At 66.7% G+C, this 26,747-nt stretch carries 19 protein-coding genes; 17 read left to right on the forward strand and 2 right to left on the reverse strand.

Annotated features, from left to right (window positions below):
• Positions 1-23: 23 nt before the first annotated feature.
• The 10 genes from CURSPS6_RS00460 to CURSPS6_RS00505 are packed head-to-tail and all read left to right on the forward strand — an operon-like array spanning position 24 to position 14,460.
• Entirely contained in the window at positions 24-2,714 is a 2,691-nt protein-coding gene (locus tag CURSPS6_RS00460; protein ID WP_030013283.1) for a lantibiotic dehydratase, read from the forward strand.
• Positions 2,698-3,741, forward strand: coding sequence for a lantibiotic dehydratase C-terminal domain-containing protein (locus CURSPS6_RS00465; protein WP_035809875.1), 1,044 nt, complete (start codon positions 2,698-2,700; stop codon positions 3,739-3,741). Before CURSPS6_RS00460 ends, CURSPS6_RS00465 begins: the two co-directional genes overlap by 17 nt.
• Positions 3,731-4,834, forward strand: coding sequence for a hypothetical protein (locus CURSPS6_RS00470; RefSeq protein WP_030013287.1), 1,104 nt, complete (start codon positions 3,731-3,733; stop codon positions 4,832-4,834). The genes CURSPS6_RS00465 and CURSPS6_RS00470 overlap by 11 nt, the downstream gene beginning before the upstream one ends.
• Entirely contained in the window at positions 4,831-5,754 is a 924-nt protein-coding gene (locus CURSPS6_RS00475; protein WP_030013288.1) for an ABC transporter ATP-binding protein, read from the forward strand. The genes CURSPS6_RS00470 and CURSPS6_RS00475 overlap by 4 nt, the downstream gene beginning before the upstream one ends.
• A complete protein-coding gene (locus CURSPS6_RS00480; RefSeq protein ID WP_030013291.1) occupies positions 5,744-6,484 on the forward strand; it encodes an ABC transporter permease in 741 nt (246 codons plus the stop codon). Before CURSPS6_RS00475 ends, CURSPS6_RS00480 begins: the two co-directional genes overlap by 11 nt.
• Positions 6,475-8,370 carry a TOMM precursor leader peptide-binding protein gene (locus tag CURSPS6_RS00485; RefSeq protein WP_160319761.1) on the forward strand — a complete coding sequence of 632 codons (1,896 nt, stop codon included), beginning with the start codon at positions 6,475-6,477 and terminating at the stop codon, positions 8,368-8,370. Before CURSPS6_RS00480 ends, CURSPS6_RS00485 begins: the two co-directional genes overlap by 10 nt.
• A gap of 46 nt (positions 8,371-8,416) precedes the next feature.
• Positions 8,417-9,523, forward strand: coding sequence for an LLM class flavin-dependent oxidoreductase (locus CURSPS6_RS00490; protein WP_051687446.1), 1,107 nt, complete (start codon positions 8,417-8,419; stop codon positions 9,521-9,523).
• On the forward strand, positions 9,520-10,686 hold the full coding sequence (locus CURSPS6_RS00495; protein WP_051687447.1) for a M20/M25/M40 family metallo-hydrolase: 1,167 nt from the start codon (positions 9,520-9,522) through the stop codon (positions 10,684-10,686). The genes CURSPS6_RS00490 and CURSPS6_RS00495 overlap by 4 nt, the downstream gene beginning before the upstream one ends.
• Positions 10,683-12,590 (forward strand): hypothetical protein, encoded by a 1,908-nt coding sequence (locus CURSPS6_RS00500; protein WP_030013297.1) that lies wholly within the window; start codon positions 10,683-10,685, stop codon positions 12,588-12,590. Before CURSPS6_RS00495 ends, CURSPS6_RS00500 begins: the two co-directional genes overlap by 4 nt.
• Positions 12,574-14,460 carry a YcaO-like family protein gene (locus tag CURSPS6_RS00505; RefSeq protein WP_152977996.1) on the forward strand — a complete coding sequence of 629 codons (1,887 nt, stop codon included), beginning with the start codon at positions 12,574-12,576 and terminating at the stop codon, positions 14,458-14,460. Before CURSPS6_RS00500 ends, CURSPS6_RS00505 begins: the two co-directional genes overlap by 17 nt.
• Before the next feature lie 178 nt (positions 14,461-14,638).
• Here the strand turns inward: CURSPS6_RS00505 and CURSPS6_RS00510 are convergent, their stop codons facing one another.
• Positions 14,639-15,709 carry a YdcF family protein gene (locus CURSPS6_RS00510; protein ID WP_051687448.1) on the reverse strand — a complete coding sequence of 357 codons (1,071 nt, stop codon included), beginning with the start codon at positions 15,707-15,709 and terminating at the stop codon, positions 14,639-14,641.
• A 233-nt stretch (positions 15,710-15,942) separates the two neighbouring features.
• On the opposite strand from CURSPS6_RS00510, the gene CURSPS6_RS00515 reads away from it, so the two are divergent.
• From CURSPS6_RS00515 to CURSPS6_RS00525, 3 genes are read left to right on the forward strand one after another with little or no spacing between them, the layout of a single operon-like run.
• Positions 15,943-16,995: an agmatine deiminase family protein gene (locus CURSPS6_RS00515; protein WP_030013300.1), complete on the forward strand. Its 1,053-nt coding sequence runs from the start codon at positions 15,943-15,945 to the stop codon at positions 16,993-16,995.
• A 5-nt stretch (positions 16,996-17,000) separates the two neighbouring features.
• Positions 17,001-18,716, forward strand: coding sequence for an amidase (locus CURSPS6_RS00520; protein WP_030013302.1), 1,716 nt, complete (start codon positions 17,001-17,003; stop codon positions 18,714-18,716).
• Positions 18,717-18,771: 55 nt separating this feature from the next.
• Positions 18,772-20,397: an APC family permease gene (locus tag CURSPS6_RS00525; RefSeq protein ID WP_082469867.1), complete on the forward strand. Its 1,626-nt coding sequence runs from the start codon at positions 18,772-18,774 to the stop codon at positions 20,395-20,397.
• Between the two features lie 77 nt (positions 20,398-20,474).
• Here CURSPS6_RS00525 and CURSPS6_RS00530 read toward each other — a convergent pair whose 3' ends face one another.
• Positions 20,475-21,188 carry a TetR/AcrR family transcriptional regulator gene (locus tag CURSPS6_RS00530; RefSeq protein WP_030013305.1) on the reverse strand — a complete coding sequence of 238 codons (714 nt, stop codon included), beginning with the start codon at positions 21,186-21,188 and terminating at the stop codon, positions 20,475-20,477.
• 149 nt (positions 21,189-21,337) lie between these two features.
• Here CURSPS6_RS00530 and CURSPS6_RS00535 point away from each other — a divergent pair, with 149 nt between their 5' ends.
• From CURSPS6_RS00535 to CURSPS6_RS00550, 4 genes are all read left to right on the forward strand, one after another.
• Positions 21,338-22,786: a flavin monoamine oxidase family protein gene (locus CURSPS6_RS00535; RefSeq protein WP_051687482.1), complete on the forward strand. Its 1,449-nt coding sequence runs from the start codon at positions 21,338-21,340 to the stop codon at positions 22,784-22,786.
• Complete coding sequence (locus tag CURSPS6_RS00540; protein ID WP_051687449.1) at positions 22,783-23,706, forward strand: universal stress protein; 924 nt, start codon at positions 22,783-22,785, stop codon at positions 23,704-23,706. The genes CURSPS6_RS00535 and CURSPS6_RS00540 overlap by 4 nt, the downstream gene beginning before the upstream one ends.
• 80 nt (positions 23,707-23,786) lie before the next feature.
• Positions 23,787-25,262, forward strand: a complete 1,476-nt coding sequence (locus CURSPS6_RS00545; RefSeq protein WP_030013309.1) for an NAD-dependent succinate-semialdehyde dehydrogenase — start codon at positions 23,787-23,789, stop codon at positions 25,260-25,262.
• Between the two features lie 45 nt (positions 25,263-25,307).
• Positions 25,308-26,738 carry a gamma-aminobutyraldehyde dehydrogenase gene (locus CURSPS6_RS00550; RefSeq protein WP_030013310.1) on the forward strand — a complete coding sequence of 477 codons (1,431 nt, stop codon included), beginning with the start codon at positions 25,308-25,310 and terminating at the stop codon, positions 26,736-26,738.
• Positions 26,739-26,747: the final 9 nt, after the last annotated feature.

Consider the following 26,747-nt stretch of genomic DNA (forward strand, 5'->3'; position numbering starts at 1 on the left):
AGACGCGGGCTAGGAATGGCGGGTTGACGGTCAATCCGGTGGGTGCGGTCAGGTTGCCGGGAGTCTCCCACGATGTCTGTACGGACCTGCGGGCTACCTCCGCCGCGGCCCTGCACGAGCAGGACATGAGCCTGACCGAAGAGCTCGGTAATGCGGGGGAGCGGCTCGCCGATGCAATATTTCCGCTGGTTCCGGGCGCGGATGCGCAGACGAGGCGGAAGCTCATCAAACTCCGGCGCGCCGTGTATCAAGGTGCGGGCGTTGACGTGGACGATTCGGTCAGGGCCTATGTCGCAGGACAAGCCCCCGAGGTCGCGGATTTGCTGGATGACTATCAAAGACTGTGCGACAGGCACCGCAACACCCGATCGCGCCTGGAGGAAGCTTTCTCGACCGGCGTGCGGGACGCGCGCGACCGTCTCAAGAAGGCCAGCCGGGAACCGGCGATCGCGAAGGCCCTCGCGGTGGGGTCGCCCGAGCTGAGCCGCGGGGTTCAGCGCTGGCGCCTGAGCCCGACCGTGGCGGTCCGGTCCAAGGCCTCTCGCGGTATCGAGCGGTCGATCCTCAAATACCTCGCTCGGGCATCGCTGAAGACGAGTCCGTTCAGCTCGCTGACGACCGTGGCCCCGTGCCTGGTTCGGGCCGAAGGACCGACAACCCGCGCGTTGCAGGGCGCAGGTACCGGTGAGGCTCGCGAGGTGACTCATTCCCAACTCAACGTCGTCTTGCTGACGCGCGTTCTACGAGCCGTGGTGTCGGGGGACGCGCTCTTCGAATTGCCCCTCGAAGTATCCGACGCCGTGTCGAGGGATAGCGACCTCATGCGAACCGTGCAGCGTCGGGTGATCGACAACGACGAGGTCGAGGCGGAACGCGACTTCGACCTGGTCGAAGACAAGCTCGTGTGGTTTTACACGTCCACTATTCTGCAATCCGTCCTGAAGGCCCTTGCGCCGGGCACGCAACTGACCGGGGCGGAACTGGCGGAGACCCTGCGCTCCGAAGGCCTCGGCGATGACGACGGTTGTCGCAGGATCGTGCGCCAACTCGTGCGGTTGGGCGTCGTGGAATGTCGTCTCGTGCGGTTGAGCCCGTACGACGATCCGCTGGAGACGTTGGACAACAGGCTGTCGCCGATGAACACCCCCTGGGCACACGCGGTCCGGGAGGCGCTCCTGACCCTGCGGGGGCTTCGGGACCGCTTCTCGTGCGCCGACGACGCCGAGCGATTGCGGATCCTGGACGAGGTGCGGCAGACCGTCCGAGACATGGCCGATGGAGACATTGACCTGCCCAAGACGCTGATCTACGAGGACGTCGTCCATCCCTTCTCGGGTGGGGACGCAATGGTCCTGTCGACCCGTGTACGTGACGATCTGGCATCCCTGCGCTGGTTGTTCCACCTCCTCGATCCGGCCGAAGCCCATCGGCATCTCTTGAGCGCGTTCTTCGACGCCCGGGTGCCGGAAGGCGGAACCGTCGAGGACGTCGCCGGATTCCTGACGGAGTTCGACGACGACGTCTACCGCGAATTCCTCGCCTGGGGCGCGAGCACCGGGACCTTCTCCGGCCTCGACTACAGGCCGCGCGCGAACTGGTTAAATGATTCGGTTCCGCCGCACTGCGACGCCGAACGGCTGCGACTTCGCGACTACATCCAGGAGCGAGCCGGCGAGGAAGTCATCGATCTGGCGGGGTTCGCGCCGGAGGAACACCATCGATGCTCGAGTTTCATGCACGCCCGCTCGTACACCGCATTCATCCAATGTCCGACGGGTGATTCCTCCGAGATCATCCTCAATAAGGTTCACGGCGGGGCCGGATTCTCCCTCTCCCGATTCACGGGCGCCTTCGACGCGGCGGATCCGGTGCACACGGCCGTCGCGGAGTCGATGGGCTCCTTGAACGACGCCGAGGTGATTTGGGCCGAAGTGCCTGGTTCGGATGCGACGAGCAACCTCAACCTGCATCGCTCGTCGTTCCGGTACGGGTTGCAACTGCCCGGCGGCCCTCACCTGGACACCGCGGTGACCCCGATCCGTCTGGATTCCCTGGCCTTGCGCAGGGCCCCGACGGGACGACCCATGCTGTGGAGCAAGTCCCTGAACAGGTACGTCGTGCCGGTCTACACCGGTTACCTCATCAGCCGGGCGCTTCCCGAGCTGACCAGGTTGCTGTTGCTGCTCGGAGACGCGGTATCGCCTCACCTGTCGCTGTGGGATGGAGTGGCCGTTCCCGCCGACGCGCGGGGGATCGTGAGACGACCAGCCGTGCGGCACGGCGCCGTGGTGCTCGCGCGCGAGTCCTGGAGCACCCCCGTGGGTCTGTGGGAGGCCGGCATGGGCCGCGAGGTCGATCTAGAGACCTGGGCGAGGGCCCGGAAGCTTGCGCGAGACCTGGGCCTGCCGCCGCGTGCTTTTTACACGGTTGCCGATGGCGAGGTTCCCTCAACTCGCAAGCCGGTCTTCGTCGATTTTGACTCCCCCTTGTCGGTGGACGCGATGCTCAACGACCGGAACGTCCACCAAGCCGCGACCCTGACTTTTCATCGCGTCATGCCTGATCCCTTCGGCGACCAGACCGAACACGATGCCGCAGCGGTTCGGGAGTTCGTCATCGAAACACATTCGGCGATGACCGTTTCTCCTCCGCAGAAGCCGGCGGATACAGCATGGACCATCAGGAAGGAAGACGCCCGTGACACGGCACATTGAGACGCCACCGCGCCAGTGGCTGGCCTCGCACATTCACTATGCGGCGCACCCGCAACCATTGTTGGCGCAGTGCCTACGACCGATGGTGCATCGGCTACGGGAGGAAGACCTGATTTCGGGGTACTTCTTCATCAACTACTGGCTCGAAGGCCCCCACGTCAGGCTGCGGTTGCTGCCCCGGGACGGCGTCGACCCCCGGAGCGTGACCGACGTGCGAGATCGCTATATCGAGGAGTTTCTTCGGCGTCGACCGGCGCTATATCGGGTCAACGAGGAAGAATTTTCTGAGCAAAGCTACGACGTCCTCTTTCGCCTGGAGTTTAACGACGAAGACAGACGGCGCTCCGTCGATGACAACGGACAGATGCGCCTGGTCGCCAACAACACCGTGGTGCTCCGGGAGTATCAGCCCGAACTGACCCGGTACGGTGGCCCACACGGGGTGCGATTGAGCGAGGAGCATTTCGAAACGGCCTCTGATATTTGCCTCGAACTGGCCCATCAGGGCCGTTTGCTCGATCGAATGCATCTCTTCGGGACGGCCCTTCTGCTGATGCAGATCATCGCCTCGGTCTTCCTGCCTGACGAGGAGGACCGCGCGGAATTCTACCGAGAATACGAACAGCACTGGCGCGATTCATTCGTGGGCACCGACTACCTGTCGGGTCAAGATATGGACCCCAAGATCGCGCAGTCGCTCCCGACGGCGATCCGCTCGCAGCAACTTGCCGCGGAGATCGAACCCTCGCGTTCGAGCGGCCGGCTGGCGGCCCGTTGGAAACACCACTGTCTCGAGCTGGCGGAAAACGTGGATGCCCTGGCGCGCAACGGGGACCTGGTCTTTGAAGACTTCCGGAGCCCAGGCACGCACGTCCGGGCCCAACCTTATGACGCGCGGGTGCGTCTGCTGTTCTCCTACGTGCACATGATGAATAACCGGATGCACGTGTTGATTTCCGACGAGGTGTACCTCACGCAGCTGGCCCACGAGGCCTTAACATCGCGGGGCGAGAGCCATGATCGGTAACCAGCCCTTCGCGGAACACGCGGTTGCCGAGCATGCCGCCGGAGTGTTTCCCGCGCTCTTACGCACGGCGGTGATCGGTCACCACACCGTGGAGAACGGGGTGTGGGGGCGGCTGGTGTCGGATGAGAGCCAACAGAGATTGGTGCGGCTCACCGAGGCCCAGTATGCCCTGTTGCGCAAAGCCGACGGAGCCACAACCCTTCAAGACATTTCCTCGTCCACGGCCGTGAACCCCGCGTCATTGGCCACGTTCTACGGCGGTTTTGCCGACCGCGGGATCCTCGAGTGGCGGACCCGGCCGGGCGACTCGTCCCCGAACGATGTCTCTCGGACAAAGGCCTGGCGGGCGGTCGCGGGGTGGACCATCATTGTGATGGCACTGGCCCTGGGCGGTTTCTACCTCGCGCACTGGCCGCAGATCACCGCGGAATTATCGCGCCGCATCCCGGGGCTTACCGAGATTCTTCTCGCCGCGCTCTTCGTCCTGGGTCGCGGGATCGTCCACGAAGCCGGTCACGCCGCGGCGGTGCGCCTGTGCGGCGGCCGAGTCCGGAGATTCGGGTGGAAATGGACCGGGCGGAGCCTCTACCTATACATGAGCTCGTCGAACCTGGGGCTGCTGCCTAGCCGAGCCGGAGTGACCATGGTCGCTCTCGCGGGGGTGATCGTCGATCTCGTGGTGACGGCCCCCATCCTGGTGGTCTGGACACAGAACCCCGCCCAACCGGTGCCGACCCTCATCCTCTATATCGGCGGCATCAACGTCCTGACGAATCTCTGTGTCTTCCCCACCTTGGACGGATCCGCCGCGCTGAGCGGCATCCTGGGCACGCGTGAACCATTCAGCGTCGCCACGGGCCTGCGGCGTGCGAATGGCTCGCCCCATCGTTTCAGCGGAGGCCTCTGGCGCACATCGGTCATCGCCATGGCGGCCGTTGCCAGCGCAGCAACCCTTGTCATCGTGCTCGCCGTGACCATCCGACAGAGCGGGATAGATCTCTTCGCCGTCGGCGCCATGGTCGCGATGATGCTTCTGTCGTGGGGAGCCTCCCTCGGCAAATCAACCAAAACCACCGAGAAGGCAGGACTGTGAAGAGCCCATCAACCCCACCGGCCATCACCGTTGAGAATGTCACCAAGAACTACGACGGGTCCTCTGCCTTGGGCGGTATTACCCTGAACGTCGCCCGCGGCGAATTCTTCGGAATGATCGGCCCTAATGGCGCAGGAAAGACCACGCTCATTGAGCTCATGGCGGGCCTGCAATCGCCGACATCCGGTCGCATCAGGGTGCTCGGATTCGATCCCGCGGTGCGCGACAAGAAATTCCTGCTCTCGGTGGGGATGCAGACACAACATCCCGCATTCTTCGACGCGTTGTCGGTCCGGGAGCATCTGGAGGTCGTTGCCGGGCTGCGTCGAGCCAGCCGACGGGACGTCGAGGACGCCATGGAGCTGGTGGATCTGCAAGACGTCGCGAAGAAGCGCATCGACAAACTGTCCGGCGGCCAGAAGCAACGCGTGTCCATCGCGGCCACGGTCCTGCATCGTCCCCAGATCATCTTTCTGGACGAGCCGACCGCGGCTCTCGACCCCGAGGTCCGGCGGCAACTATGGGTGACCCTCGAACGCCTGAGGACCGCGGGAACCACCACCATCTATACGACCCATTACCTGAACGAGGCGGAACGATTGTGCGACCGGGTCGCCATCCTGGACGCCGGGGAGATCGTCACCGTGGGGAGCCCGGCGGAGCTGTGCGCCACGCACTCCTCGGGGACCCAAATCATCACCGCTCCCGGGCGGCTTACCCGTCAGGAAGCGGAACAACTGCCCGACGTCCACCTCGTGGAAGAACGTGAAGGATCGCTCGTACTACACACGGCCCGCCCCGGGGCGGTCATGGCCATCGTGGAAGAAAGCGGCGGGCTGGCGGGCGTCACGGCCCGGCACGCCACGTTGGAAGACGTGTATTTCAAACTCACCGGAAAGGAGATGTCCCATGAGTCTTAGGCCCTTGACCAAGGCGGCGGCACTCGACACCCTCAGAAATCCGTTTAGCCTCTTTTTCAACTTCATCTTTCCGGTCGTCATGTTGCTCGCATTCGAAATGATCTACATGGGGCGATACGCGTCGGACGGGCGGTCTTTCACCGACTACATCGTTCCGGGAATCCTGGCCTACGGCATGGCGAATAGCGCCATATTCGGCGTCGGATACAGCATGGTGAAATGGCGCAATCATCAGGTATTGCGGCTGATCAGCATGACACCGACCGCGCCGGCAACGGTGTACCTGTCGCGGTTGTTGGTGGCCATCGTGGTGGCGCTCCTGCAGACGGCGTTGTGTACCGCCGTCGCGTCCCTCCCGGTCTTCGGCCTGCACGTGTCCTCGAACGTCTACCTGGCCCCCTTGGTCGTGGTGCTCGGGGTGACCGCGTTCTTCAGCATCGGGTGCCTGATCGCTTCCGTGGCCAAGACCCCCGATTCGGTGGGTGGCGTGGCGAATGCGCTGTTGGTTCCTCTCGCGTTCTTCTCCGGGGTCTTCTTCCCCTTGCCCGAGGTGGCCGGGTGGATCCAGACGATCTCACGGATCTCTCCCTTGCGGTATCTCGTCGACGGGCTCTCGGGTTCTCTCGCGGGAACCGCTTCGGTTTCACACGTTCTTCTCATGTGCGGGCTCCTCGCGGGATTCGCGGCCGTGATCATGGGCATAGCCATCAGGGTGTTCCGGTGGAAGTGACGCAGCGCAGAACAGCTTCACGCGACGAAGCTTCGGGAGCCGCGCGGTGCACGCTGGCCGGTTTGCCGCTCGTCGTCCTCGGCGCCTTCGACGCGTTCGCGTCCTGGCCCGTCGAATCCGTCACCGAGCCCGTCGCCCTGGTCGCTGGCACCACGGTGTTGGTGGGTCCGTACAACTCCGAGAACGCGCTGCGCGGATGCGCCCGATGCATCGCCCTGCGGTGGCAGGAACTGCGGCCCCCTCGGGAGCGAGGGGCTCTGGAAGCCTTGCCGGCGCGTGAGGACCGTTTCGAAGCGGCAGGTCCGCTGCCGGGCACACGTCCGGGATGGCTGAGAATGCACGAGCCTGCCGTGGTGGAGGCCATCGGGCTGCTCACGGCGTCCCTCTCTGCGTCGCGTTCCGGCGACGGCGCGGAGCTGGCCTGGCTGCTCTCCGTGGATCTGCGTACCGGCCGGACCGCGTCTTCCCCCTTCTTGGCGCACTCCCGGTGCCCGTCCTGCGCTCCGGCGGGATCCGGGGGACCCGCCGCGCCGCGGCTGCCAGGGGCCGTCCGGCACTCACGATTTGCGCGGTTCAGCACCCCGGTGGATCGCCTCCAGCTACCCAGCGAAGCCCTGGTCGACCCCACCTGGGGTGCCCTCGGGGCGCGGATCGATCGCGGCTTCGACGCCCCCACGCTCGCGTCCTCGGGCGGAATGATGCGGCGGTGGGGCCCACGCGGCTTGACCGATATTGGGTGGGGCGGCCAACAACGCACCTTTTCGGCGTCGGTCGCCGCTGCCGTGCTGGAAGGCCTCGAACGCGATAGCGGGGCCGCCAATATCGGTGGACAACCGGAAATCGTTGCGACCTACGACGACATCGCCGACCACGCGCTCGACCTGGACACGCTGGGGATCCGCATCGACGAGCGCCGCACGCACGAGTGGTTCGCGCTTGACCGTCACACGCCCACGACGTGGATTTGGTTACGTCCGCTCCGCCGCGGTCGACCGAAACTCGTTCCCAAACAGTGCGTCTATTACAACTCCGGTGACACTTCTCCCTACGTCGTGCAAGAAAGTTCCAGCGGGTGCAGCGTGGGATCGAGCCTGACCGAGGCCGTCCTCGGTGGCCTGTTGGAAGTCATCGAGCGCGATGCCTTCCTGCTCGGGTGGTATCGGGCCCTTCCGCTGACCCAGATCGATGACCGCTCGGTGCCCGGAACGAGCGCCCGACAAGCCGTGGCATGCGCCGTGGCCCGGGGGTATACGCTCCGCTTCTTCGATAACAGAATCGATCTGCCGGTTCCCGTGGTGTGCGCCGTCGCGGAACGGGACGTCCCCGGAGAGGGAGCCGCGGTCTTCGCCGCCGCCGCGGACCTGGACGCGGTCAATGCCATCGACGGAGCCGCTTGCGAAGTGCTTTCACGGATACCCATCATCCGGGACGAGGTGCGTGGTCGACCGGATCTGGCCCCCGCGGCCCTCCGGAACTTCGACCTCATCCGGACGCTTGCCGACCACGCGGTCTTACCCGGGATCCCCGGGTTCCCCGAGCTGGCGCCCCAATACTTCCGCCCGAAGACCGTCGGCGGCTACGAACGGCTTTACGGCGAGCGGCGCCCGAGGCCCGCCGACCTGAGGCAAGACGTCGACCATATTCTCGACGCGCTCGAGGAGCGGGGCCACCACGCGTACGTCGTCGAGCAGACCTCCCGGGAGCAGAAACAGCTCGGCCTGCATTCCGCCCGCGTCGTCGTGCCGGGCCTGCTCCCGATCGATTTTGGGTGGGACCGGCAACGGGCCCTGACCATGAAACGTTTGCGCGCCGCGCAACCCCGATTCCTGCCTCGCCCGGCGTCGTCGGCGCCCGGTGTGAGGCGTGTGCCCCATCCATTTCCCTGACCGACGTCATCAACGAGTCCCCACCACACACAAGGAAGCATTCACCATGGCAGAACACGGAATTTCACTCCTTCCCGACCGTCAGGACGGTCATGGCTCCGCGGCCAACTACTACGACGATGTCCTCGCGATCTGTCGATACGCAGACCGGCTCGGCCTGAGCCACGTCAAGATGACCGAGCACTACATGCACGAATACGGCGGTTTTTCGCCCAGTCCGCTGACTTTTCTCGCGACGGTCGCCGCCCAGACCCAGCGGATCAGGTTGATGACCGGGGCCCTCATCCCCGCATTCCACCATCCGGTACAGATCGCGGCGCATGCCTCGATGGTCGATAACCTCAGCCGAGGCCGCCTCGACCTCGGATTGGGCCGGGCGTGGCTACCGTACGAATTCGAGACGTTCGGGGTCCCCATGGACCAGAGCAGGGCCCGCTACCAAGCGACGATCGAGGCCGTCCGCGACCTCTGGACCCAGGCCTCGGCGACGGCGGATACTCCGTTCTTCGCCTATCGACAGGTCCGCAGTTTTCCGATGCCGTACCAGTCCCCGCATCCGCCGTTGTGGGGAGCCGCGGTGCGCTCCCCGGAGAGCTTCGAATGGCTCGCCCGCCAAGGGTGCGGGCTGATGATGTCCCTGCCCCCGGCCCGCAAGGACCTGAAATTCAGCGACGGCCTCGTGGACGTCTACCGAGAGGCCTACCAGGAGGCCCACAACGGGGCCCGCGGCAAGGTTGCACTGAGCGTTCCGCTGATGATCGCCGATACCGACGAGCACGCTTACCAGAAGGCGAACTATTTTCACTCCCGGTACATGACCGTCTGGAGCGATGCCATCGAGTGCTGGTCGAGGACCGAGTCGGCAGACTATCCCGGCTACGGTGACATGGCCGCTCACGCCCGAGAATTGGCGCACCTCGGCCTGCGAGAGGACGGCACCGCCGTCGTCGGGTCGCCCCAGACCGTGGCCCGGACCATCCGGGAACTGCAGGACCGCTTTTCCGTGGACACCTTTCTCTGGCAGGTGGATTTTGGAGGGCAGGACGAAGGGTCCATGCGGGACAACCTCGACAGGCTCGTCGGAGACGTCTTCCCGCTCCTCGACGCCGCGGAGACCAGGCCGGGGGACGAGCCGGAGCCCGAACGCTCATGACGCGGACGGATGCTCAGGTGCCGGCCGAATTGTTCCGGCGGGCCAGGGAGCTGTACGACGCCTTGCACGCGTTGGCCGAGCCCTCCGGGGAAGAAGCGGCCACGGCAGCCCTCGTGGCCGACATCGTTGCGGGACTTGGAGCTACGGTCCGGACAGGTATCGGGGGTCATGGCGTGGTCGCCGTCATCGACCGTGGGCCTGGACCCGTCGTGTGGGCCCGCGCCGAGCTGGACGCGGTCGGCCACCATTCCCGTCCTTCTGGGCCGGGACGTGCCGGAACTGGCGCCGAGCATTTATGCGGCCACGATCTTCACCTGGCCGCTTGGTGGGCCGCCGCGGCGTACGTGTGTGAGCGGTCGTGGTCGGGAACCCTCGTCCTGGTGGCCCAACCCGCGGAGGAATCCTTGACGGGGGCCCAGGCCATGGTCGCGGACGGCCTGGGGTCGCTGGTGCCCGAACCGGACGTCTTGCTGGCCCAGCACGTGGCGATCATGCCCTCGGACATGATCGCCACCTTTCCGGGCCAGGTCACCTCGGCCCACGTGGAATGCACGGTCGCGGTCCCGGAGGGGGACCGGGCCGAGGATTTCGACGCGATCTGTCCGACGGCTGGAGCCCACACCTTCTGGAGCGTCACCGAGCCGGGACGGACGACGCTCGCGGCACGCTTTACCGACGTCGAGGCGGCACGTCGTTGCCTGGCGCACCTGCGGAGCTGGGCTGGGCCACGGTGCGTGAGGTCGCGGCTGGTTCCTCCCCTGCACAACGAGGCCTCCTTGGCGGCGGCCGTCGCAGAGGGGCTGCGCCGGGGTCTTCCGCGGCACGTCGTCCGTGACCTCGGCCCGATGACCTCCGCGGAGGACCTCGGCGACTTATCCGGCGCCCCTCCGCAGCGACCGGCCCCCGTCGTGTACTGGCTGTTCGGGGGGATCGATCCGCGGCGTTGGTCGGCCGCCGGGGGAGAGAACTTCTGGGAGACGACCCGGGCCTTTGCCCCGCTGCATGATCCGCGAGTGAACCTCGACGTTGATCAGGCCCTGCGGACGGCGATCGGGGCGATGGGATCAGCCATCGAGCACGCGTTCGCGACGCTGGGCTCGCGGGCTGAAGCACACAACACACTTGCCGGTTCGGCCGGCCCTACGGAAAGGACACGTCCATGACGTCCTCAACATCGCTCGCGAGCGAGATGCTGCGCGTTCGAGACGACGTGATTTTCGCGCGGTCTTCGCACGGAACACTGATTCACAACGCCGACGAGGGGTTCGAGGTGAAAGGCGCAGAAGGCTTTTCGCTGGTGCGGCGCCTGTTCACGACCCTCGACGGGCGGAAGACCGGCGAGCACATCCTGGAGGATCTCCCCGGGGCAGACCGTTCGCGGGCGAACGCCCTCATCAAGGCCCTAGATCGGCACGGGTTCCTTCTTCGGGTGCCTGCCGAATTCCGCGAGATTTCCCCGGAGGTGCGCGAGGCCTTTGCGTCTCAGATGTCGTACCTCCTTCACTTCAGCGCGGACCCGGGGCCGGGGTTCCGGCGAATCCGTGATGCCAAGATCCTCGTGGTCGGTGAGGGGCCCGCGGCGGCATGGGCCGTGATCGGGCTGATGCGCAACGGCTTTACACACCTGACCGTTCGCACCAGACACGATGCGCCACCGCGCGAGGTGATGGCCGAACGCGAGACCATGATCGATCGGCGCGTGGCCTGTGAGCTGGACTGGCAGGCCGTCAACGGTCAGGAGCTGGCGCCCATGATGCGCGAGGCCGACCACGTGATCGTCGCGAGCGCCAACGATGGGCAGGACATCGTGGCCAGGTGCGTACGCCTCGCCGAGGATCGGCGGATCCCCGTGACCGCCTTGTGGCGATTTGGCGACGGCGTGATCGTGGGTCCGGTTCCGTCGCTCCAGGGCGAGGAGGGGACGGGATGGATGGAGGCCGCCGCCCGCGTGAGCGTCAATTCCGCGCCGCACGACGCCGCCCGGTTCTGGGGCGCCGTCCAGGCCGCTCCCGGGGTCGCCGCCGTCGCGTCGGCACCGGCAACGGTGGAGGCCATGGTCGGCAATTTGGCCGCCTTCGAAGTCTTCCGGGAAGTCGGGGGAGCGAGGAACGAGGACGCTGGCCGCGAAGTCTTGATTCAGGACATCCACACGGCGGATGTCGTCTCGGCACCGATCGTAGGGTCCGTGACGCCACGCCCAGAAGGTCGCGATCCCCACGGGCCGGAACGAGGGCACGCCACCGCCCTCGAACGGTTGGAAGCGACGGCGGATCTGGTCAATCGGCATACGGGCATTTTTCGGGTGTTCGAGGACGAGCCCCTGGAGCAACTGCCGCTCAAGATTTCCCGGTTGCGCTACGGCATGCTCGGCGGCCGCGACGTCGTGGTGGATGCCTGGCACCTCGAGACGCTGGCGGACGCCCGGTGCCTGGCGATCGAGGAAGCGGCCGCTCGGCTGACCTCGGAATGCATGGCTTCCTCGTCGGTGCGGGAAGAATCGGTCCACGTGGCGGCGTCGTTCGATCCCGAAGAGGCCCGGCGGAAGGTTCGTTGGTCGGCCGCACGGGTGCGGGCCGTGCGGGGGCTGGCGCGAAACGCCGTCGAAGTGGATGCGTTGGATGCTCACGAGTATCCGACCCGGGCGAAGTACCTGCTGGAAAGCATCGACATCTGGGGGTTGTCACCGCGTGCCTACCGGGTCGGGCGCTTTGGCGGGGTGAGCGTTGCCCTCGCGGCCCTCTGGGATGCCGCGGACGAGATGCCCGTGGCGGCGGCGCTCGCCGGCGGGGACGACGACGACCAGGCCGTGATGAACGCCCTCACTCAGGCCGTCGCCGAGCACCAACTCGCCCTGCAACTCCAGGCCCCCGATGCGCCCCCGAGGCCCTTGATCGAGGGGTTCGAGCTGTTGCGGGATGTCGACTGGAAGGCCCTGGAAGGCATCTCTCCCGGGTCCCTCGGAGCGGCCCAGGACCACGCCCTACGGCTGGAGGTCCTCGAGATCACGCCGGACGTCTTCGCCGACCGTGGCCTGACCGTGGTGCGTGCCCATGAACTCGATGCCTGAGGCAAACGGCGTGGACGCCGCCTACACGCCGCTCGAGCTATGGGCCGCAGGCCTCGCCCGCGATGTGAGGAACCTGGCGCCGGGCATCGGATTTTCGGCCGTCATCGACGTGCACGACTCGGCGGGATGCCGTGTTGCCTCGGGGGCGATCGATCCTGAGGGGAGCGCGGAAGGTGTCCGGATGCGGGTGCGGTTGCTCGTCGCCGGAACCTGGTTGCTGGTGCACGTGGGCACCGGCTCGGCCGGATCCTCGGGACGCGACACGTGGCGCGGCATCCTCCGACGATGGCGGAACGCTCTGCCGGTGTCCGCACCGGATGGTGAGGGGCCGAAGCGCACGGGGCAGGTTCTCGATGGGTTGGGGTGGCACCGGACGTCCGTGTCCATCCTGGTGGCGAGGATACTCACGGGCGAAGTCGCGCCCGGCCGGCTCCTGGTGTTCCACCGCGGAGGCCTTCGATCTCAGCCGGCCGACGCCCAGGACCTGCGCCGCATCTGCCAACCGCCCGATCCACAGGACTGGCCGAAAGGCCTCGAGAGGGTCTCGTCGGTCCACGGACTGCTCGAGGAAGAGGAGGCCCTGACGAACTTCAGGTGCGGCCTCCTCGCGGAGAGCTACGGTGTCAGGTGGGACCATCCCGTCAACGCGGTGGTCTACGGAAGTAGCTCCGTCGGCGATACCGGTTGGCGGCACTCGGTGACCTGGGGAGGCCACACGAACAGCGTCCGGGGGAGTCGGCTCGTGGCGATGCTCGAAGGCCTGGAACGCCAAGGGCCCTCCAACGGCGACCGGCAGGTCGATGTCCTCCGCTCGACCTGGGCCGACCTGAGCAGAGAGAGCGCAACCGGTGGGCCCCTCGTCGTCGATCCGGCGGAGTTGGGGCTGTACGACGCCCGCTTCGAGGCCCTGCACCCCACGGCTATGCGATACCGCCCGGATGCGCCCCTGTTGTGGGCGCGCTCGCGGTGTCTGACGTCAGGCTCACCGTCCTGGGTCCCCTTGTCCTCGGTCGCCTACGACGCGGTACCCCTGGAGGAACGGTTCGTTCAGGAGACCTCCAACGGTTGCAGTACCGGAAGCGTGCGGCCCGAGGCCGATCTGCACGGGCTCTTCGAACTCATCGAACGGGACGCGTTCCTGCTCGCGTGGGGCGCAGGCCGGGCCCTTCCCCGGCTCACTCTGGACGCGGATACGCCCCAGGATCTTCGGTTCACCTGCGCCCGATTGGACCATCTCGGATTCACGGTGACGTTGCTCGACGCGACCAGCGACCTCGGCATACCGGTGGTGATCGCGGTCGCCATCGACCGTTCCCGGCGCGTCGGGGGATGCGTCGGGGCCGGCTGTTCGCTGGATGTGTACGACGCCGTTCGAGGAGCGCTCGCGGAGATCGCCTCCGACGCGCCCACCATGGGAGAGCGCCTCGAGCGACGCCGTGATGAGGTCGTGGCCTTGGCGCAACAACCTCAGAATGTCCGGACGCTTTCCGATCACGCCGATCTTTTCAGTCTGCCCGAGGTGGCCTCGCGACATTTGGGGATTCTGATCTCGTCTCCGGTGGAGACGTCCCTGAGCGAATTTCGCGGAAAAGACTTCGCTCGGGGGGTGATGGCGGACCAGGTGACGGACCACCTCCGGAGGATCTGTGACCTGTTGGCCACGCGGGGTTTCGCGGTGCACAGCACCGTATTAACCACGGCGGCGCAAGCTGCACTCGGCCTGGTCAGCACGGCCGTGACGGTTCCGGGGCTCCTGCCGATAGATTTCGGCGCCGAGCGCCAGCGTTTCCGCGAGATGCCTCGGATGAAGGAGCACCTGGCCCGTCTCGGCATTCCCGCCGCCAACGATGTCCCGCACCCATTTCCTTGACCAGGCTCTCAGCCGTAGAGCGCGCGGTCTTTTCGTATCAGTTGTTCATGGTAAATAAAATTACATTTATTGAAAGGTTATAATATGACACCGTCGATCTTTGGAATTATTTTCATTGTCTTTGGATTTGGGTACTACGTGTGGCGGAAAATGTCGAAGGACTGATTCCTCGGGCGGACTAGCTCATCGACGCCGTGAGGGCGAATAGGATCAGCGCGAGCGAGCCGAGGATCGCCGGAGCGAGCACCACGAGGTGGATCCAGCGGTTGGCCAACATGATTGCGGCGAATTCCCGGAGGAATGCGCTGGGAACGTAGTAGTTGGCCGTCTTGGCGCCCACGCCGCGGCCCTTGAGCCCCACCTTATTCATGAAGATGGCCGCCCGGTACACGTGGTAATCGCTGGTGGCCACGTAGACCGGCGCCTTGGGGTCGTCCATGACCCGCTGGGAAAACCGCAGGTTCTCCATGGTCGTGGTGGATTTGTCCTCGACCCGGATGGACTCGGCCGGGATGCCCTGCTCGAGCAGGTACTCGCGCATCGCGTGGCCCTCGGGAACCACCTCGTCCGCGCCCTGACCGCCGCTCGGGATCAGGATCGGGGCGCGGCCTTTGGCCTGCTCGCGGCGGAAGATCGTCACGGCGCGGTCCAGCCGCGAGGCGAGCAGCGGGGTCACCTTGGTCCCGATCAGCCCGGCGCCCAGGATGATGACGTACGCGGGGTGAAAGCGCGCGGACAGGCGTCGATAGGCCACCGCCGAGATCAGGAAACTCAGGAAGCAGAAGGCGACGTATCCCGTGGCGTACCAGAGTATGGCGTAGGCGCACCCGCAGACGGTGATCCACCATCCGGAGCCGGTCGAGAACACGGCGATCATGACGATGACGCCGAACGGAAGCGCGAGCATCCACAGCCCCGCGCAGAGGGCCAGCAGGTTCTTGGGCCGCCTTCCTTCCTTGCGAATGACCGTGGCGCCGTTGATCAGGAGGAAGGCCGCCAGGCAGATATAGCCGAGGAAGAGCCCCGCCAGGACTATCAGCGTGACGATGCCCATCGCGAGGTTGAGCCATTCGAGACGGGTGCTGGCCAAGAGGGACGTGGCCGCATTGACGATCATGAGCACGCCGATGATGCTGAGCACCCCGTATCGCAGGCGGTGCCCCGCGCGCCGGAATCCGGCGAGGCAGTAGGCCACCATGCCGATCCCGAGAGCCAGATAGAAGAGGTCCGAAGCGGTCTGGGGCGTCATCAAGGTCTCCGTGCGACGTCGGGGTGATCTGCGAAAACTCGCGGTCCATGTCGACTGTATCCAAGCGGGGCCGGAAAAAATTTTCACCATCAATAAACGTGAGTGGGTTCACGGATACGTCGGTCGCCATGTAACCTGGCTCTCAACGTAAACGAACGAAGTTCGTTAAATCGACTGAACGGCCCCACCGCACGGCGAGCCCCGGTCGCTGGCCGAAAAGGAGAGAACTCACCATGGCTTGGATCATGCCCGCCGAAACGGCGCCCCACGAACGCACCTGGATGGCCTTCCCTTGCGAAGGCCAGACGCTGGGCTCGACCGACGCCGAGCGGGCCGAAGGATACGAGGCGTGGTCGGCCGTCGCGCGCGCCATCGCCGAGTATGAGGCGGTCACCATGGTCGCGGATCCGTCCGAGGCGGCGAGGGCGCGGAACATGCTGGGCCGGGGGATCGACGTCGTCGAGGCGCCGGTGGACGAGTTCTGGATGCGCGACGTCGGGCCGACCTTTGTGCGAGATGCCGAGGATCCCGATCGCCTCGGGGCCGTGGACTGGATCTTCAACGGGTGGGGCGCCAACGACTGGGCGGACTGGGACAAGTCCGCGAAGCTCGGCCGCCTGGTCGCCGAACGATCCCGTTCGGACCGGGCCACCGAGGTCATCTCCTCGGTGCTGGTCAACGAGGGCGGCGGGATCCACACGGACGGCCAGGGAACCGTGCTGGCCACCGAAACCGTGCAGCTGGACCCGCGCCGCAATCCGCACGCCGACCGGGAACGCGTCGAGGCGGAGTTCGCCAGGACCCTCGGCTCTCGTAAGGTCATCTGGCTGCCCCGCGGGCTGACCCGCGACTACGACGAATTCGGCACCAACGGCCACGTGGACATCGTCGCCTCCTTTGCGTCCCCGGGCACGGTGCTGCTGCACGCTCAGGAGAACCCGGAGCACCCAGACCACGCCGCGATGCGCGAGATCCGCGCGGCGCTCGAGGGGCAGACCGACGCCGAGGGCCGCCCGCTGAGGATCCTCGAGGTGCCCGCCCCGGAGCTCATCCGCGACGCCGAAGGCCCCGTGGACTTCAGCTACATCAACCATTACGTCGCCAACGGCGTGGTCGTGGCCTGTTCCTTCGGGGAAGACCGGGCCGACGGGCGCGCCCGGGAGATCCTCGCGGAGGCCTACCCGGGGCGCGAGGTCGTCTCGGTCGAGGCCCGCCCGATCTTCGAACGCGGCGGCGGAATCCACTGCATTACCCAGCAGCAGCCCGCGGTGGGTGATCGCGCGTGAGCCGGATGAACGTGGTCGAGGTCAGCATCGCCGATCTCCGGGCGGCCCTGGAGGCGGGAGAGACGACCAGCGAGGCCCTGCTCGACGAGTACCTGGCCCGGTTGGAGGCCTACGACGTCGCCGGCCCGCGCCTGAACTCCGTGATCGTGCGCAATCCCGAGGCCCGCGCCGAGGCTCGCGCGTCGGATCGCCGCCGGGCGGATGGGAAACCCCTGGGGCCGCTGGACGGCATCATCTACACCGCCAAGGACAGCTACCTGGTTCGGGGCCTCACGGCGGCCGCGGGCAGCCCGGCCTTTCGGGATCTGATCGCCCAGCGCGACGCGTTCACGATCGAACGCCTCCGCGCGGCCGGGGCGATCTGCCTGGGCCTGACGAATATGCCGCCGATGGCCAACGGCGGGATGCAGCGCGGGCTCTACGGCCGGGCGGAAAGCCCGTACAACGGCGAACGCCTCACCTCGGCCTTTGGGTCCGGGTCCTCGAACGGTTCCGGCACCGCGACCGCGGCCAGCTTTGCCGCCTTCGGCCTGGGCGAGGAGACCTGGTCCAGCGGCCGCGCCCCCGCGTCCTGCAATGCATTGTTTGCCTATACGCCATCCCGCGGCGTCATCTCGGTGCGCGGCAATTGGCCCCTGGTCCCCACGATGGACGTGGTCGTGCCGCACGCCCGCACCGCCGCGGACCTCGCGGAGATCCTGGACGTCGTCGTGGCCGACGACCACACCGCACGCGGCGATTTCTGGCGCGTCCAGGAGTCGGTCGAGATCCCGCGCTCCTCGGAGGTCCGCCCGGCGTCCTACGCCGCGCTGGTCGCCACCGATCCGCAGGACGCCCGCCGACGCCTCGACGGGGTGACTCTCGGCGTGCCGCGCCTGTACATCAACCGCGACCCCGAGGCCGGAACCGCGGAGAATCCGGGCATCGGGGGACCCACCGGCCGACGCATCGAGACGCGCGAGTCCATCATCGACCTGTGGGAGCGCGCCCGCGAGGAGCTCGAAAGCGCCGGCGCCCGCGTCGTGGAGGTCGATTTCCCGGTGGTCACCCGGTACGAGGGCGACCGTCCCGGCGAGCCGACCGTTCGCACCCGTGGATTCGTGAGCGAGGAATACCTCGACCGCGAAATCACCGAACTCTCCGCGTGGGCGTGGGACGACTTCCTCCGCGCCAACGGCGATCCGGACCTGCCCGACCTGAGCGTGGTGGATGGCTCGGAGATCTTCCCGCATCCGGAGGGCGCCCTGCCCGACCGGTACGACGGCTTCGACGACGACATCGCGACCTATCCCGAGGTGATCCGCGAGCGCCCGATCGGCTCGCCGTCGGAGATACCGGGCATCGCCGAGGGGCTCGCCGGCCTGGAGGAGACCCGCCGGGTCGACCTCGAGGAGTGGATGGACGGGCTGGGCCTGGACGCGGTGGTGTTCCCGGCGCTGGCCGACGTCGCCCCCGCGGATATGGACGTGAACCCCGCCTCCGCCGACGAGGGCTGGCGGAATGGCGTGTGGGTCGCGAACGGCAACCTCGCGATCCGTCACCTCGGCATTCCCACGGTCACGGCGCCCATGGGGGTCGCGGCCGACATCGATATGCCCGTCGGGCTGACCTTCGCGGGCCGCGCTTACTCGGACAACCGCCCCTTGGAACTCGGTTTTGCCTACGACGCCCTGGGCCCGCGGCGCACCGAACCCTCCCGGACGCCCCCGCTGACCCCCTGATCCCCGGCCGGCCCCGGGCCGCCCCCACCGCTTCACCGACCCATAGGAGGAACTCATGTCCTCAACGTCACCGTCCGGAAAGAAGTCCGGACCCTCCGCGGACTCCCACGTCACGATCCATACCTCGACCTCCCCGACGGTCAGTCGCGCCCAAGCCGGCGCTTCCGTCACGGTCGTCGAGGGCGACGCGAAGCGGCAGGCCAAGGGGCTCAGCGCCGCGAGCATCGGGCTGGTCGGGGCGACCGTCATCGGCGTCTCGACCATCGCCCCGGCCTATACCCTCTCGGGTGCGCTCGGGCCGACCGTCTCGGTCGTCGGGTTCCACCTGCCGGCGATTTTTCTCCTGGGGTTCATCCCGATGCTGCTGGTCGCGCTGGGGTATCGCGAGCTGAACTCCGCGATGCCGGACTCGGGGACGACCTTTACCTGGGCCACCAAGGCCTTCGGCCCGTGGGTCGGGTGGATGGGCGGCTGGGGTCTGCTGGCCTCGACGATCCTCGTGCTATCGAACCTGGCCGGGATCGGCGTGGACTTCTTTTACCTCTTGCTGTCCCAGATCTTCCACAACGAGGCCATCGCCGACCTGACCCGCAATATCCCCCTGAACATCGCGACCTGTCTGGTGTTCATGGCCGGTGCCTGCGCGGTCTCGTACCGCGGGGTCGAGGAAACCAAGCGCTTCCAGATCTTTCTGGTCAGCTTTCAGTTGCTGATCATGCTGGCCTTCACCGTGGTCGCGTTCATTCACGTGGGCAACGGGACGGCCTTCGACGGTCACATGCCGAGCCTCGAGTGGTTCAACCCGCTCGGGGTGGACTCCTTCTCGGCCTTCTCGGCAGGCGTCTCGCTATCCGTGTTCATCTACTGGGGGTGGGACACCGTGCTGACCCTCAACGAGGAGACGGAAGGCTCGGATAAGACCCCCGGCCGGGCCGCACTGCTGGTCATCGGCATCGTCGTGGTCCTCTACCTGCTGGTCGCGTGCGCGACCCTCGCCTACTCCGGCGTGGGGGACGGGGACCTCGGGCTGACCAACGGGAACATCCAGGAAAACGTTTTTGCCGCGCTCGCGACGCCGGTGCTCGGGCCGCTGGGGATCCTGATGTCGATCGCCGTGCTGATGTCCTCGATCGCTTCGCTGCAATCGACCATGGTCTCGCCGGCCCGCACGATGCTGTCGATGAGCTACTACGGCGCCCTTCCCAAGGGCCTGTCCCGGATTCACCCGAAATACCAGACCCCGAGCACCGCGACCGTCACGGCCACCGTGATCGCCGCCGTGTTCTACGCGGTCATGCGCGTGGTCTCGGAGGACGTCCTCTGGGACACGATCTCCGCGCTGGGCCTCATGGTCTGCTTCTACTACGGGCTGACCGCCCTCGCGTGCGTCTGGTATTTCCGGAAGTCCGCCTTCCGCTCGGTCCGCACGGCCCTCAGCCAATTCGTCGGCCCGCTCCTGGGCGGAATTCTATTGCTGATCTTCTTCGTGCGGACCACGATCGATTCCTTCGATCCGTCCTACGGGTCCGGGTCGTCGCTCTTCGGCGTCGGGCTGGTCTTCTACCTCGGTGCCGGGATGCTGGTTCTGGGGCTCATCGTGATGTGGGTTCTGTCCCGGAGGCTTCCGGCCTTCTTCCGGGGGCGGGTCGACATCGCCCCGGGAGCCGTGGACCGGGCGTGAGACCGCCTGCCCGCGACCGAGGCCCGAGCTGGCGTTCCGCACCGAGGGGGCGTTCCGCGGCGGGGCGGGACACGCGCTCAGGCTCCGGTCAGTGCCTCGCGCAGGCGTTGCTCGAGCCCGTTGAGGAGGCTCGACAGCCCGACGTCGAGCGCTTCCTCGGCGGCCTGGGCGCCGTTCAGGTGGGACCGGGCGTCGTGCAGGCGGGACATGATCGGGTAGTCCGCCGCGAGATCGCCCGGATGGAAGATATCCGCCGGGGCCGCGGCGTCGAGGGCCGTGCCGAGGAGGAAAGACTCCAAGGTTTCGATGATCAGAAGGACCTCGCTCTCGGGCCACCCGGCGGCGAGGAACGCGTGGGCCACGGTCTCGTACATCATGAGGGTTTGCGGGGCTTCGGCCACCGGCGTCAGGGCAAGGGTCGCGACCACGGAGGGCTGCGCGGCGAAGGCGCGGTAGTAGGACCGGGCCCACTTCTCCGCGGCGGCCCGCCAGGCCGCGGCCGCCTCGGCGGGGCTCACGGTCCCGGGGTCATCCTTGGCCATGCGCTTGGCCAGGCGGTTCAGGGGGCGCACGTCGATGCCGCGGACGACGTCGTCCGAGATCTTGGCGAACACCTCATCGCGGGACGCGACGTGGTTGTACAGCGAGGACACCGCGACGCCCAGGCGCTTGGCCAGCATCGTCATGGTGAAGTTCTCCCCGTCGGTCTCCAGGAGATCCCGCGCGGCTCGCACGATCGTCTCCGACGTCAGGATGTTTTGGGCGGGTCTTCCTCGTCGTCTCGTCACCATCTTTTCCACCCCATCGACTTTACCCGGCGAGCCACCCCGAAAGGCACGGAGTTTTGCCTGGGACCCGCTTCACAAATTTCAATCGCACCGATACAGTAAACGAAAATGATTCGTTTATGAATGACGAAGCCACAGCGAAAGGTCGAACCATGAACGCCAACCCCCACAATCCCCAGCACTCCGCGTGGACCGTCCGCGAGTCCGACGTCGTCGTGATCGGCGCGGGTCCGTCCGGCCTCTCCGCGGCGACCACGCTCCGCGCGGCCGGGAAGTCCGTCACGGTGCTCGAGGCCCGCGAGCGTGTGGGTGGCCGCACCTGGTCGAAGCACGTGGACGGCGCCTTCCTGGAGATCGGCGGCCAGTGGATCTCCCCGGACCAGACCGTGTTGTCGGAGCTCGTCGAGGAGCTCGGCATGGACACGTTCTCCCGCTACCGCGAGGGCAAGAGCGTCTACCGCGCGCCGGACGGCACGGTGACCCAGTACACCGGCGAAATGTTCCCCGTCTCGGAGGAGACCGAGCGCGAGATGGAACGACTCATCGAGATCCTCGACGGGCTCGCCGCCGAGATCGGCCCGCACGAGCCCTGGGCCCACCCCAAGGCGCGCGAGCTGGACACCATCTCCTTCCACCACTGGTTGCGGGAGCAGTCTTCGGACGAGGAAGCCTGCAATAACATCGGCCTGTTCGTCGCCGGCGGGATGCTGACCAAGCCCTCGCACGCGTTCTCGGCCCTCCAGGCGGTACTGATGGCGGCGTCGGCCGGATCCTTCTCCAACCTCGTGGACGAGGACTTCATCCTGGACAAGCGCGTCGTCGGCGGCATGCAGTCGGTCTCCCAGGCCATGGCGGCCCGGTTGGGTGACGACGTCGTCACCGGCCACCCCGTGCGCGTCCTGCGCTGGCAGGAAGAGGGGGAATACCCCGTGCAGGTCGAGGCCGAGGAATTCTCCGAGGATGGCGAGGCCACCGGGGCCGGCGTGATCGTTCACGCCCGCCGCGCCGTCGTCGCCGTCCCGCCGAACCTGTACAGCCGCATCTCCTACGTTCCGGCCCTGCCGCGCCGCCAACACCAGCTGCATCAGCACCAGTCGCTCGGGTTGGTCATCAAGGTCCACGCGGTCTACGAAACCCCGTTCTGGCGCGAGAAGGGCCTCTCGGGCACGGCGTTCTCGGCGGATTCCTTGGTCCAGGAGGTCTACGACAATACCAACGTGGATCCGGAGACCGGCCGCGAGGAATCCCGCGGAACCCTGGTCGGATTCGTCTCGGACGAGAAGGCCGACCACGTCTTCGCGATGTCCGCTCAGGAGCGTCAGGAAAAGCTGCTCGCCTCGATCGCCGAATTGCTGGGCGACGAGGCCAAGAACCCGGTGGTCTACTACGAATCCGACTGGGGCAATGAGGAATGGACCCGCGGGGCCTACGCCGCGAGCTACGACCTCGGCGGGCTGCACCGGTACGGCATGGACCAAGCCGAGACCGTCGGCCCGATCCACTGGTCGTGCTCGGACATCGCCGCCGAGGGGTACCAGCACGTCGACGGCGCCGTTCGGATGGGCCAGAAGACCGCCAGGGATATCGTGGAATCACTATGAGATACATCGTTGGATACTCCGCGGACCACCGAGGCCGCGACGCCCTGAACCTCGGTATCGCGCTCGCCCGCTCGATGCGCGCCGAACTCGACGTCGTGCTCGTGTTGAAGGTCGAAGACGCTTACGCGGGTGCCCTCCGCGGGAGCGGCAATTACACGCAACTCGTGGAGCAACAGGCCAAGGAGTGGCTCCAGGAAGCGGCCGAGCTCGTGCCCGAGGACGTCACCGCCCGGTACCACCTGCGCCGTTCGACGAACGCCGCGACCGGACTCATGGAGATGGCCGAGGTGGTCAACGCCGGTGCGATCATCGTGGGCGGTTCGTCGCGCACCTCCTGGCTCTGGCACGGGATCGGTTCCGTGGACAACGCCCTGCTGCACCGGGCCAAGCTCCCGGTCATCATGGCCCCGAGCAGCTACGAAAACTCGACCTCGATCACCTCGATCGACTGCGCCGTGAGCCCCAAGGTGGACTCGATCGGATTGGTCGAGGAAGCCATCGCGACGCTGAACCGCACGGGCCTGCCGGTGCGCCTGGTCTGCATGGTCGACGGGTCCCGTGACGAGGACGACGGCAGGGTCCAGGCGGCGGTCGAGGCCCTGGTGGCCGACTCCAGTGTCCGGCCCGAGGAACCCGAGAAGCTCCGCGTCGTCGTCGGGCACGGCCGCGGCATCGCGGAGGCCGTCGAGTCGGTGGACTGGGACCCGGGCGCGGTGCTCATGGCCGGTTCGTCCAAGTTGGCCCAGCGCGGCGAGCTGTTCCTGTCCTCGACGACCTCGAAGATCCTCTCGAAGCTGCCGATTCCCGTGCTCGTGGTCCCGCGGGACTACCACCCGGGGCGGTACGGATCCGAGGCCCAGCCGTGGACCGGACAGCTGAAAGCGGTGTCCCCGGACCGGGGGACAGCCGGTCGATCCTGACGTATCATGAAACAAAATTTTCCTAATGGTTAACCGCGGCGCGATCCGTGCCGTGGGACGTGTGAAAGAGGTTTGAGACCATGGCCATCGATGTTGATGAGCTGCTCGCTCGGGTTCCTACCGGTCTGCTGATCGGGGGCCAGTGGCGGGACGCGTCGGACGGCGGAACCTACGAGGTGGAAAATCCGGCGACGGGGGAGACGATCGCGACCCTCGCCTCCGGCACGAGCGACGACGCCCGCGCCGCGATGGACGCCGCGTGCGCGGTTCAGGCGGAATGGGCCGCGACCCCCAACCGCGAGCGGTCGAATATCCTGCGTCGGGCCTTCGACCTGGTCCAGGAGCGCAAGGAAGAGTTCGCGACCCTCATGACCCTCGAGATGGGCAAGCCCCTGGCCGAGGCCCGCGGCGAGGTCGTCTACGGCGGCGAGTTCCTCCGCTGGTTCTCCGAGGAAGCGGTGCGCGACTACGGCCGCTACGCCCCGACCCCCGAGGGCAACCTCCGCATGCTGACCGTCCGCAAGCCGGTCGGCCCGTGCCTGCTCATCACCCCGTGGAATTTCCCGCTCGCGATGGGCACCCGCAAGGTCGCCCCCGCGGTGGCCGCCGGGTGCACGATGGTCCTCAAGCCGGCCCGGCTCACCCCGCTGACGAGCCAGTACTTCGCCCAGACGATGCTCGACGCGGGCCTGCCGGCTGGCGTGCTCAACGTCGTCTCGGGGGCCTCGGCCTCGGCGATCTCGGATCCGATCATGGAGGACCCCCGGCTGCGGAAGGTCTCCTTCACCGGCTCCACCCCGGTCGGCAAGCAGCTCATGGCCAAGGCCGCGGATAACGTCCTGCGGACCTCCATGGAACTCGGCGGCAACGCGCCGTTCATCGTGTTCGAGGATGCCGACCTTGACGACGCGGTCGCCGGCGCGATGGGCGCCAAGATGCGCAACACCGGCGAGGCCTGCACCGCGGCCAACCGCTTCCTCGTCCACGAGTCCGTCGCCGAGGAATTCGGCCGGAAATTCGCCGCGAAGATCGCGGAACTGAGCCTGGGCAACGGCCTCGACGAGAAGACCACGTGTGGCCCGTTGGTCGAGGAAAAGGCGTTGAAGTCCGTCTCGGGCCTGGTGGACGACGCGACCCAGCGGGGCGCGCGAGTGCTGGTCGGCGGCAAGGCGGCCGACGGCGCCGGATACTTCTACGAGCCGACCGTTCTGGCCGACGTTCCCCGCGACGCCCGCGTGGTCACCGAGGAGATCTTCGGCCCGGTCGCGCCCATCGTGACCTTTTCCACGGAAGAGGAAGCCATGGAGCTGGCCAATTCCACCGAATACGGTTTGGCCTCCTACGTCTATACCCAGGACACCTCCCGGATGTTCCGGGTATCGGACCACCTCGACTTCGGCCTGATGGGCTTCAACGCGGGGGTCATCTCCAACGCGGCCGCGCCCTTCGGGGGCGTCAAGCAGTCCGGCCTGGGCCGCGAAGGCGGCGCGGAAGGCATCGCGGAATACACGACCACGCAGTACATCGGCATCAAGGACCCCTACGCGGGACGCTGATTCCCGCCATCGCCACCCACCCAGATATGTAGCAGGAGGAACCTCATGGTCAACCGACTCAAGAACTTCATCAATGGCGAATTCGTCGACTCACCCGCGACCGAGACCCTGGACATCGTCAGCCCCGTGACCGGCGAGACCGTGGCGGTCTCCCCGATCTCGACGGATCAGGACATCGACGCGGCCTTCGCCGCGGCCGCGGAGGCCTTCACGACCTTCCGCAAGACCACCCCCTCGGACCGGCAGAAGATGTTGCTGGATCTCGCCGACGCGATGGAAGCCAACGCCCAGCGGCTGGCCGACGCGCAGTACCGCAACACGGGCCAGCCTCGCGAGGCCATCACCTCGGAGGAGATCCTCGGCGGCGCGGACCAGCTGCGCTTCTTCGCCGGCGCCGCCCGCGCGCTCGAGGGCAAGGCGGCCACGGAGTACGTCGAGGACCACACCTCGTACGTGCGGCGCGAGCCGATCGGCGTCGTCGGGCAGGTCACCCCGTGGAACTACCCCCTGGACATGGCCATTTGGAAGCTCGGCCCGGCCCTGGCGGCGGGAAATACCGTGGTGCTCAAGCCCTCGGATACGACCCCCGAGTCGACCTTGGTGCTCGCCGAGCTGATCTCGGAGATCTTCCCCGCCGGCGTGGTCAACATCGTGCTGGGCGACGGCACGGTCGGTGCCAAGGTGGTCTCGCACAAGACGCCGCGCCTCGTCGCGATCACCGGTTCCGTTCGGGCCGGACGCGCCGTGGCCGAGTCCGCCGCGAAGGACCTCAAGCTGACCCACCTCGAGCTGGGCGGTAAGGCCCCCGCGGTCGTCTTCGCGGACGCCGACCTCGAGCGCACCGCGCGGATGCTCACCGAGTTCGGCTACTTCAACGCCGGGCAGGACTGCACGGCGGTCACGCGCGTGATCGTGGAGGAGTCCGTGGCCGAGGAATTCACCCGTCTGCTGGTCAAGGCCGCCAAGGGCACCAAGACCGGTTCCGAGAACGACGCCGAGAATTATTACGGTCCGTTGAACAACGTGAACCATTTCCGCACCGTCATGGGTAAGCTCGAAAGCCTGCCCGAGCACGCGGTGGTCGAATGCGGCGGCAAGCAGCTGGGTGACAAGGGATTCTTCATCGAACCGACCGTGATTTCGGGGGTTCGGCAGGACGACGCGATCGTCCAGGAAGAGACCTTCGCCCCGGTCCTGACGGTACAGACCTTCACGACCGAGGAAGAGGCCCTTAAGCTCGCCAACGACGTCGACTACGCGCTGGCCTCGTCGGTCTGGACCGCCAACCACGGCACCGCGATGCGCGTTTCCCGCGATCTCGATTTCGGGTGCGTCTGGGTCAACACCCACGTGGTGCTCGCGGCGGAAATGCCGCACGGCGGATTCAAGGATTCCGGCCACGGCAAGGATTTGTCCATGTACGCCGTCGAAGAATACACACGCGTCAAGCACGTCATGCACGACATCAGCGCGTAACCGATCGTT

Source organism: Curtobacterium sp. S6 (genome assembly GCF_000710345.2).
Lineage (GTDB): Bacteria > Actinomycetota > Actinomycetes > Actinomycetales > Micrococcaceae > Rothia.